The 8981-nt window shown below is 64.2% G+C and carries 10 protein-coding genes; 5 read left to right on the top strand and 5 right to left on the bottom strand.

The features are described 5' to 3' along the window. Positions 1-654: SDR family oxidoreductase (locus tag L598_RS14060; protein WP_186445048.1), on the top strand; the 654-nt coding region annotated here is incomplete at its 5' end. Positions 655-703: 49 nt separating this feature from the next. On the opposite strand, the gene L598_RS14055 is transcribed toward L598_RS14060, so the two are convergent. Beyond that, complete coding sequence (locus L598_RS14055; protein WP_144863436.1) at positions 704-1444, bottom strand: DUF3750 domain-containing protein; 741 nt, start codon at positions 1442-1444, stop codon at positions 704-706. A 66-nt stretch (positions 1445-1510) separates the two neighbouring features. Between L598_RS14055 and L598_RS14050 the strand changes: the two genes are divergently transcribed. Next, a complete protein-coding gene (locus L598_RS14050) occupies positions 1511-2536 on the top strand; it encodes an asparaginase (protein ID WP_144863434.1) in 1026 nt (341 codons plus the stop codon). Between the two features lie 50 nt (positions 2537-2586). Here L598_RS14050 and L598_RS14045 read toward each other — a convergent pair whose 3' ends face one another. The 3 genes from L598_RS14045 to L598_RS14035 form a co-directional block, all read right to left on the bottom strand. Further along, positions 2587-3060 (bottom strand): VOC family protein, encoded by a 474-nt coding sequence (locus tag L598_RS14045; RefSeq protein ID WP_186445049.1) that lies wholly within the window; start codon positions 3058-3060, stop codon positions 2587-2589. Positions 3061-3222: 162 nt separating this feature from the next. After that, positions 3223-4809, bottom strand: coding sequence for a sorbosone dehydrogenase family protein (locus tag L598_RS14040; RefSeq protein WP_144863430.1), 1587 nt, complete (start codon positions 4807-4809; stop codon positions 3223-3225). Continuing rightward, entirely contained in the window at positions 4802-5257 is a 456-nt protein-coding gene (locus L598_RS14035; protein ID WP_186445047.1) for a DUF2231 domain-containing protein, read from the bottom strand. Before L598_RS14035 ends, L598_RS14040 begins: the two co-directional genes overlap by 8 nt. 177 nt (positions 5258-5434) lie before the next feature. Here L598_RS14035 and L598_RS14030 point away from each other — a divergent pair, with 177 nt between their 5' ends. The 3 genes from L598_RS14030 to L598_RS14020 all read left to right on the top strand — a co-directional run bounded on the left by L598_RS14030 (position 5435) and on the right by L598_RS14020 (position 7550). Continuing rightward, a complete protein-coding gene (locus L598_RS14030; RefSeq protein ID WP_144863426.1) occupies positions 5435-5908 on the top strand; it encodes a GreA/GreB family elongation factor in 474 nt (157 codons plus the stop codon). Positions 5909-6129: 221 nt separating this feature from the next. After that, positions 6130-6582, top strand: a complete 453-nt coding sequence (locus tag L598_RS14025; RefSeq protein ID WP_144863424.1) for a cytochrome c — start codon at positions 6130-6132, stop codon at positions 6580-6582. 134 nt (positions 6583-6716) lie between these two features. Further along, positions 6717-7550 (top strand): cytochrome c, encoded by an 834-nt coding sequence (locus tag L598_RS14020; protein WP_348642757.1) that lies wholly within the window; start codon positions 6717-6719, stop codon positions 7548-7550. Between the two features lie 147 nt (positions 7551-7697). Here the strand turns inward: L598_RS14020 and L598_RS14015 are convergent. Next, on the bottom strand, positions 7698-8981 hold a 1284-nt coding region (locus L598_RS14015), incomplete at its 5' end, for a S9 family peptidase (RefSeq protein ID WP_144863420.1).

The raw sequence follows: 8981 nt of genomic DNA, 5'->3' as shown, positions 1-8981 counted from the left end.
TGGCCGGTCGCCATCATCGATATGGAAGGGGGGGCGCTGGATGAGGCGGAAGAGCGCTTCTCCGGCGAGGATGCGCTGGTGCTCGCCGCCGACATCACCGATGAGGACGAGATCGCCGACGCCTTCGACCAGGTGGTCGATGTGTTCGGCCTGATCGGCGCGCTGGTAAGCTGTGCGGATCGGGGAGGGGGGATACCCTTCGAGGATGCCAGCGTGGAGCATTTCCGCGAAATGCTGGAGGTCAATCTCGTCGGCCCGTTTGCCGCCGGAAAGGCGGCTGCCGAGCGCATGGGCCAGACCCTCGCCATCGTCAATGTCGCCACCGTTTCGGCCCTGCGCGCCAGCAGCGGCGGCACGGCCTATGCGCCCGCCAAGGCCGGGCTGAAGATGCTGACGGAAGCCATGGCGCTGGAGCTTGCGCCAAGCGCCATCCGGGTCAATTGCGTGGCATGCGGGCCGGTGGCGGACGGCCAGGCGGTGGGTGAAGCACTATCGCGCTCATGGCTTGCCCGCACGCCGCAGCGCCGCGCCGCAAGCGCGGCCGAGATCGCCTCGGCCGTCTCGTTCCTGCTGTCGCGCGAATCGGACCATATCACCGGTCACACGCTCGTTGTCGACGGCGGGTTCTCGGCGGCCGGCCTGCTGTCGGATTAGGGCAGGCCAGAGGGGCTACGAAGCGGTGCCGCAATGGTAGGTGCCGCGATCAGATGAGCTCCAGCCGTCCATAGGCCGGGATCTTCAACGCCGGGCGCATGAAGTCGATGCCGGCGACCAGGCCGGCGAAATGCACCTCCAGGCCCGAACGCAAACCGGCGGCAAAGCCCAGAAAACCGCCGAAGGTGGCGTGAAAGTCCCAGGCTTCGGGCGACCAGTCCGCCGAAAAGAAACCGGGCGCGAAGTCGCGGCCGACCGCATTGGGCGGCATGACAGCCCCGAATTCCGGCACTTCGCGCAACAGATAGGCGATGAAGCTGTTCGAATTCGGCCCCGGCCAAATGCGGTAATCGCCACGGCCAGAATAAGGGTAGCGCTCGATCGCCGCCTCGAAGAGCGGGATCAACCTTGCCGCTTCCTCCCCACGCACGGAATGGATGATCTCGGGATCGTTGGAATACCAGCGCGCATCAGCCGGATAGCCGTTCCTGCGGATCGGCATCCCCCAGCCGACCGTGTCATAGCGCACATATTCCCGTCCCGCCGGCTCTTTCATAACGATCCAGCTATGGACGGAGAAGGCGCCCTTGAGGCCGCCGGTGCGCGCCGCCATCAGATAGACCGCCGCTTCCTCGTCGGCGGCCGGGTCGAGCAGGATGCCGGTTGCCGACCAGTCGGCCGAACTCCAGGAGTCCGGCCGGTCCCTGAGCGACCACCAGCCGGCGGTCGCCAATGCGGGAAAGATGAAGACGAGGATCAAGAGCAAGGAAACGAACTTCGCCAATCGCATCAATATTTGCTTTCCCCTCACGCCTCTAATACTGCCTCTGATGATTTCTGGCATTCGGGTGATTTGATGGCAAATCCGGTCCTGGTGGAAGTGCTTCGCGGCAATGTGGTCGAAAGCCGCCATCGCGGCGCGGTGGTCGTTTTCGATGCCGATGGCAAGGCTGTGCTGGAGATCGGCGATACGGCGCGCCCGGTCTTCCCGCGCTCGGCGGTCAAGGCGATCCAGGCACTGCCCCTGATCGAAAGCGGAGGAGCCGACCGCTTCGGCCTCACCGAAAAAGAGCTGGCGCTCGCCTGCGCCTCCCATTCGGGCGAGTCGGCTCATGTCGAGCTGGCGCGCGGCATGCTGCGGAAGGCGGGGCTCGACGAGACGGCGCTCGAATGCGGCGCCCATTGGCCGAGCAACCAGCAGGTCGCGCTTGCGCTGGCACGGACGGGCGCTTCGCCGGCAAGCCTGCACAATAACTGCTCCGGCAAGCACGCCGGCTTTCTCTGCACCTGCCGCCATCTCGGCATCGACCATCGGGGCTATGTCGCCCCCGGTCACGAGATGCAGGAAATGGTGCGCGAGGCGATGGAAAACGTCACGGGCGCTGCCCATGCGGCGGATGTCTGCGGCACAGATGGCTGTTCCATCCCAACCTATGCCGTGCCGCTTGCCAGCCTCGCGCGCGGATTTGCCCGCATGGCCACAGGCAGTGGCCTCGGCCCTGAGCGGGCGAAGGCGGCGCGTCGCCTCCTGGCAGCCTGCATGACCGAGCCATTCCATGTCGCCGGGACGGACCGCTTCAACACGCAACTGATGGAGAAGACGGCCAGCCGCATCTTCGTCAAGACCGGGGCGGAAGGCGTCTATTGCGCGGCCGTTCCGGAACTCGGGCTCGGCATTGCCATCAAATGCGACGACGGCGCCGGCCGCGCCTCGGAGGTCATGGTGGCGGCCGTCCTGTCCCGGCTCCTTGCCAAGGATGCGGCACTTTCAGCGACGCTGGATTTCCTTTCCCGCCCGATGCTGAAGAACTGGCGCGGCATCGAGGTCGGCGTCCTGCGCCCGGCGGGGCCCCTGGCGACCATAGCCTTCCCGGCAAGTTGAGTTTCAGCCCAAGCAAGCACAAATGACGAGAGCGGTGGATGCCGGCGCCGTCAACCGCGCCGGGCGGCCTCGATTGCGCCGACGTCGATCTTTGTCATGTCCATCATGGCCTCGAACGCCCGCTTCGCCTCATCGCCGCCGGCCGCCAGCGCCTCGGTCAGCACGCGCGGCGTGATCTGCCAGTTGACGCCCCATCTGTCCTTGCACCAGCCGCACGCACTTTCCTGGCCGCCATTGCCGACGATGGCGTTCCAGTAACGGTCAGTCTCTTCCTGATCGTCGGTGGCGATCTGGAACGAGAAGGCTTCATTGTGCTTGAACATGGGCCCGCCATTGAGGCCGAGACAAGGGATGCCCAGAACCGTGAAATAGACGGTCAGCACGTCACCTTCCTTGCCGGACGGATAATCGCCGGGAGCACGGTAGACGGCATCCACCGAGCTGTCGGGAAAGGTCTCGGCGTAGAAGCGCGCGGCATCCTCGGCATCCTTGTCGTACCACAGGCAGATCGTATTCCTGGCGATGGCCATTGCTCGTCCTTTCATGTCCCGGCGGCCGGTTTGCAGCGCAAACCCCGCGCCAGCAACGCCTGAAAGACCACAGCAGCAGGTTGTTGCTTTTAAGACCGGGTGCGGCGGTCCGAATTGGTAATGGTCCGCTTTGGTCGAAAGGAAGGTCCGTAGCCGCTATTCCGGCTGCTCCGGACCATCCTGAACAGCGTCTTCCGGCAAGGTCGTCGGGGCGACGTCGGTCTGTGGCGGATTCGTCCCGGTCTGTCCCGTGCCTGGAGAGGCATTGTCCGGGGCCGCGCCGCCTTCCTCCGCATCTGGAGCAGCGGTTGCATCCGGGGCCGCTCCGGCGGCAGGGGCTTCGTCGGCGCCTGCGCCTGCCGTGACCCGATCCGTGCCGATCGGCTCGGGCGTGACCGAGCCATCCGCCGCCGCGACCCGCCAGACGGTGTTACCGGCATCGTCGGCAATGAGAAGGGCACCCGTGCCGTCAATGGCGACGCCGACCGGACGGCCGCGGGCCTGATCGCCGTTGAGGAAGTCAGTGACGACATCCTGTGCCTTGCCAGCCGGTCTGCCGTTCTCGAACGGTACGTAGACGACCTTGTAGCCGTTGAAGGAACTGCGGTTCCAACTGCCATGCTCGCCGATGAAAGCGCCGTTCGCATAGGGTTCCGGCAAGGCGGAGCCGTTCGAGAAGGCCAGGCCGAGGGCGGCGACATGGCTCGAAAGCGCATAGTCCGGCGGGATGGCCCGCTCCACCATGTCAGGCCGCGGCGGATGCACCCGCTTGTCCACGTGATTGCCGTAATAGCTCCATGGCCAGCCATAGAAAGCGCCTTCCTGCACCGATGTCATGTAGTCCGGCACGAGGTTCGGGCCGAGCTCGTCGCGCTCATTGACAACGGTCCACAACTCGCCCGTTTCGGGATGGAAGTTCAGGCCGTTGGGGTTGCGCAGGCCCGAGGCATAGACGCGGGCCGCCCCCGTCTCGCGATCGACCTGCCAGATCGCCGCCCGGCCTTTTTCGGCCTCCAGCCCGCGCTCGCCTGCATTCGAGTTGGAGCCTACGGAAGCGTAGAGGTAGCGCCCGTCCGGGCTCAGCGCGAGATCCTTAGTCCAATGGTGGTTGATCGGGCCGCCCGGCAAGGGCGTCAGCACCGTCGGTTCGGCAGCTATCTCGGTCTCGCCGAGTTCGTAGGGATAGGCAAGGATCGCATCGGCCGCGGCAACGTAAAGCGTCCCTTCGTACCATGCGACGCCGAAAGGCGAATGGAGACCGGTAAGCAGATCGCTTCGTTCATCCACTTGCCCGTCACGATCGGTGTCGCGCAGCAGCGTTATGAGGTTGCTTTCCTTTTCGTCTCCGCCGCCGCCCTGGGCCATGGACATGATCCAGCCGCGGATCACGTCCTTGGGCCGGTTGACCGGCTTGCCGGGCGGCTCGCGCGACTGCACCACGAGCACGTCGCCGTTCGGAAGGGTGTGGACCGTGCGCGGATGGGCGAGATCCTCCGCATAGGCCGTAATGGTGAGGCCATCCGGGACGGTCGGCGTTTCCCCTTCCTGCCAGCCGACCACCTCGGCGACCTTCAGGTCAGGCAGAAGGTCGTAGTGGCTGGGCTCCGGCAGGACAGGATCGGGACCGATCTGGCTGGAGACGTCGAAATCCGCGCCGTCATCGCCGCAGCCCGCGAGCAGGAGAAGGAGGCAGCTTCCGGCAAGGATGGCGCTTGTGTTACGGGGATTCCGGCGGCTAGTCATGATCGCGCGCTCCGACCGCATAACGGTAGACCGTCGAACCGCCCAGCCAGCCGGTGACGAGCATGAGAAGCACGGTCGCTGCAGAAAGGATCAGCCCGTAAGGTATCACGCCGGTCCAGCCGTCGCCGGTATGGACGAGATTGTTGATGAGGGCGAGGACGAGCACGATGAGGTTGCCGATCGCATTCGGCCAGCCGGGCCATTGCGCACGGATTCCCGGACGCACCAGAAATTCGGTCAGGCCGACGAGGAAAGCGACCACCCCCACCACGATGCCGGCGAAAAGCAGCCACTCCGAAAAGTGCAGCCACATGAGGTTGGACGTCTGCCAGTAGGCGATGTCGGTCAGGAGCGTCAGGGTGAAGCACACGACCGGGAAGGGGACGAGAATCGGATATGTCGGGTGTCTGACGATCGCGACGCTCGGCCTCGGATGAATATGTGCCATAGGTCGTCTCGACATGTTCACGGTTGACCACTTTCAGTCATACGAACAGGCGCGGATTTTGTTCCCGCCCTCGGATGGAAATACAATTTTCTTGGGATAGCGGGCGGCCTTTGCTCCACCGGAAGGGTGCTTCATGGTGCACTTGTATTGCCAGCTATCGGCGCATACAGTCCTTGAATGAGCAGAGCATTCACCCGGGAACAGGACGGCGAAAGCGGCCTCCCCGATGTCGGAGAGCGCCCCGTCAGTCCGCATCGCAACCTGGTCACGCCCGAGGGTCTGGCCATGATCGAGGCGGAGATTGCCGCCGCGCGCGAGGAACTGGCCAGGGCCGAGTCCGAGCAGGATCGCGAGCGCATAGCCATCGCCTCGCGCGACCTTCGCTACTGGAATGCGCGGCGCGAAAATGCGGAAGTCTCGGTACCCGAGAAGAACAGCAGCGTCGTGCGTTTCGGCATGAGCGTCACAGTCGAGGACGAGGACGGCCACAAGAATACGTGGAAGATCGTCGGCGAGGACGAGGCCGATGCCGCAAAGGGCAAGATATCCCATGTCTCACCGATGGCTCAGGCCCTTTTCGGCAAGGCGAAGGGCGAGATGACGGTGGTCAACGGCAAGGAATGGGGGATCGTCGACCTGAAGGTCGATTGAGCGGAAGCTGCCGGCAATCGGCATGTCTCGATCATTCCGGCGACTTTGCCGTCGGCACGGAATGGCTGCCCGTATTTCATGCGCCGGCAAGGGGTAGGCAGACACTTTCCGGATTTCGTTTCACGAAACCGTGATGGAATCGTGCGGATTATTGCAGTTTGCGCAGCGTTGTCGGACGTGCTGTTTTCTGCAAGTTTTCCACGAACGATCAGGGGATACTCATGAAGAAGCTCATATTCGCCGCCTCGGCGCTCGTCCTTTCCGTCTCGCTCGTGGCCGCAGCCGACGATCCGATCGCGGTGCGTCAGGCGCTCATGGAATCGAACGCAGCCTCCGCAGGAGTCGCTGCCGCCATGCTCAAAGGCGAGATGGACTACAGCCCGGTCGTTGCCAAGGCGGCCATAAACGCTCTGCACGCCACCGCGCTCGCTTTTGGTGACTATTTCCCTGAAGGCAGCGAGACCGGGGGCGACACCACGGCATCACCCAAAATCTGGGAGAACATGGAAGGCTTTCAGGAGGCCGTGACCAAGTTCCAGACCGATTCGGCCGCAGCCGCGGAAGCATCGGGCAAGGACGGTCCCGCCGATCTCGAGGCTTTCAAGGCCGCGATCACACCTGTCCTCGGCAATTGCAGGGGCTGCCACGAAGATTTCCGCATCCAGAGGAACTAGGGTCGGGACCTATAGCCGGAGATTGACCGCTGCGAAGGCTGGCCGTTGCAATCCTCGTCCTCCTGATCGCCGGCGGCGTCGGCTTCTGGTTTCTGACGGAACCACGCTATCTCGACGCCGATGCGATCGCTTCCATGGCTTCGGGCGATGCCGGGCGCGGGGAGCGCATATTCTGGGCCGGCGGCTGCACGTCCTGCCATGCCCGGCCCAAGGCCGAGGGGGATGCGCGGCTGGAACTGGCGGGCGGCTTGCAGTTGAAGACGCCCTTCGGCACCTTCACCGCTCCAAACATCTCATCCCATCCCGAAGACGGGATCGGCTCGTGGAGCGTGGATGATTTCGCCAACGCCATGCTGCGGGGCGTCTCGCCGGAAGGCCGGCACTACTATCCTTCCTTCCCTTATACGTCCTATACCCGCATGGAGCCGCAGGATGTTGCCGACCTCTTCGCCTTCATGAAAACCCTGCCGGCAGTGGAGGGGAAGACGGATGGGCACGAACTGTCGTTTCCCTACAATCTGCGCCGCGGCATAGGCTTGTGGAAGCTCGCCTATATGCGGCAGGAACCCATCATCTCGCTGCCCGACAACGCTCCCGAAGCCGTCAGGCGCGGGCGCTATCTCGTCGAAGTGCCGGGCCATTGCGGCGAGTGCCACACGCCGCGCCTTTTCACCGGCGGGCCGAGGCTGGATCAGTGGCTTGCCGGCGGTCGTGCATTGGAAGGCGAGGGGACCGTCCCCAACATTACGCCGCACGAGGACGGGCTGGCGGATTGGTCGGAGACCGATATCGCCTATTACCTGGAAAGCGGCTTCACGCCCGACTTCGATTCCGTCGGCGGCGCCATGGTGGCCGTCCAGCAGAACATGGCACAACTGCCCGATGAGGATCGCCAGGCGATCGCCGCCTATCTGAAGGCGGTGCCGGCGAGAGCCAATGGATACAAGAGAGCGAATGGCGAGCAGTGAATAGCGAGCACGAACGTCATCCCGGATGCCGGGAGGCGGAGCCGGGCGGCATATCCGGGACCCATCCCGGAACATTGGAGATGTCACGGATTGGGGCCCGGCTCTTCCTCGCTACGCTCGTCCGGCCGGGATGACGCCCGCCGTCAATTACTCGCTCATCCCCACCACCTTCAACGCGAAGGCATAGGTATAGGCGACCTCCTCCAGCCGTGAGAAACGGCCGGAGGCTCCGGCATGGCCGGCATCCATGTTGATGCGGAAGAGCACCGGATTGTCGCCGGTCTTTTTGGCGCGCAGGCGCGCGACCCATTTGGCCGGCTCCCAGTAGGTGACACGTGGATCGGTTAGCCCGGTGACGGCAAGGATCGGCGGATAGTCCTTCGCCTCCACATTGTCATAGGGTGAATAGGCGGCGATCGTCCGGTAGTCCTTCTCCGAGATGATCGGATTGCCCCATTCCGGCCATTCCGGCGGCGTCAGCGGCAGCGTGTCGTCGAGCATCGTGTTGAGCACATCGACGAAAGGCACCTCGGCGATCACCGCGCCGAAGGCTTCCGGCGCCATATTGGCGACCGCGCCCATCAGCATGCCGCCGGCCGAGCCGCCTTGCGCCACGATGCGGTCGTGGCTCGTGTAGTTTTCTGCCACGAGATGGCGGGCGCAGGCGATGAAATCGGTGAAGCTGTTGACCTTCTTCTCCTTTTTGCCGTCCTCATACCAGGCAAAGCCCTTGTCCTTGCCGCCGCGTATATGGGCGACGGCGTAAACGAAACCGCGATCGACCAGCGACAGGCAATTGGTGTTGAAGGAGGCGGGGATGGTGATGCCATAGGCGCCATAGCCGTAGAGCAGGCAGGGCGCCGTGCCATCGAGCGTGATGTCGCGACGGTGGATCAGCGAGATCGGCACCAGTTCGCCGTCGGGCGCCGGAGCCATCAAGCGGCGGGTGACGTAGCGGTCCGGATCGTGGCCGGAAGGCACTTCCTGCGTCTTCAGGAGCGTGCGCTCGCGCGTGCGCATATTGTAGTCGAAGACCTGGGTCGGCGTCGTCATCGAGGAATAGGAGAAACGGATGATTTCCGTGTCGTATTCGTAGGCCCCCGAGAGCCCGAGCGAATAGGCCTCCTCCTCGAAGGCTATGACATGTTCGTTGCCCGTAACACGCTCGCGCACGACGATGCGCGGCAGACCGTCCTTGCGCTCCAGGCGCACCAGATAGTCCCTGAAGCCGGTGATGGAGAGGATCAGCCGGCCTGGCTCGTGCGGCACGAGTTCCTGCCAGTTTGCGCGGCCGGGATCGGAGACCGGCGCGGTCATGACCTTGAAGTCCTTGGCACCGTCGGCATTGGTGAGGATGAAGAAGACGTCGCCGCCTTCCTCCAGATCGTATTGCAGGCCGGTCTCGCGCGCCGCCACCAGCTTCGGCTCGGC

It is taken from the genome of Mesorhizobium sp. J18 (assembly GCF_007829525.1).
In the GTDB taxonomy this organism is placed as follows: domain Bacteria; phylum Pseudomonadota; class Alphaproteobacteria; order Rhizobiales; family Rhizobiaceae; genus VLJP01.
Note: the sequence above shows the minus strand (reverse complement) of the source record. Positions and strands in the feature narration are given on the sequence as shown.

Bases quoted from the DNA above. Each gene is read 5' to 3' on its own strand.
- L598_RS14025 (WP_144863424.1), top strand. From the start codon at position 6,130: ATGAAGAAGCTCATATTCGCCGCCTCGGCGCTCGTCCTTTCCGTCTCG.
- L598_RS14035 (WP_186445047.1), bottom strand. From the start codon at position 5,257: ATGGCACATATTCATCCGAGGCCGAGCGTCGCGATCGTCAGACACCCG.
- L598_RS14040 (WP_144863430.1), bottom strand. From the start codon at position 4,809: ATGACTAGCCGCCGGAATCCCCGTAACACAAGCGCCATCCTTGCCGGA.
- L598_RS14055 (WP_144863436.1), bottom strand. From the start codon at position 1,444: ATGCGATTGGCGAAGTTCGTTTCCTTGCTCTTGATCCTCGTCTTCATC.
- L598_RS14050 (WP_144863434.1), top strand. From the start codon at position 1,511: ATGGCAAATCCGGTCCTGGTGGAAGTGCTTCGCGGCAATGTGGTCGAA.
- L598_RS14030 (WP_144863426.1), top strand. From the start codon at position 5,435: ATGAGCAGAGCATTCACCCGGGAACAGGACGGCGAAAGCGGCCTCCCC.
- L598_RS14020 (WP_348642757.1), top strand. From the start codon at position 6,717: ATGGCTTCGGGCGATGCCGGGCGCGGGGAGCGCATATTCTGGGCCGGC.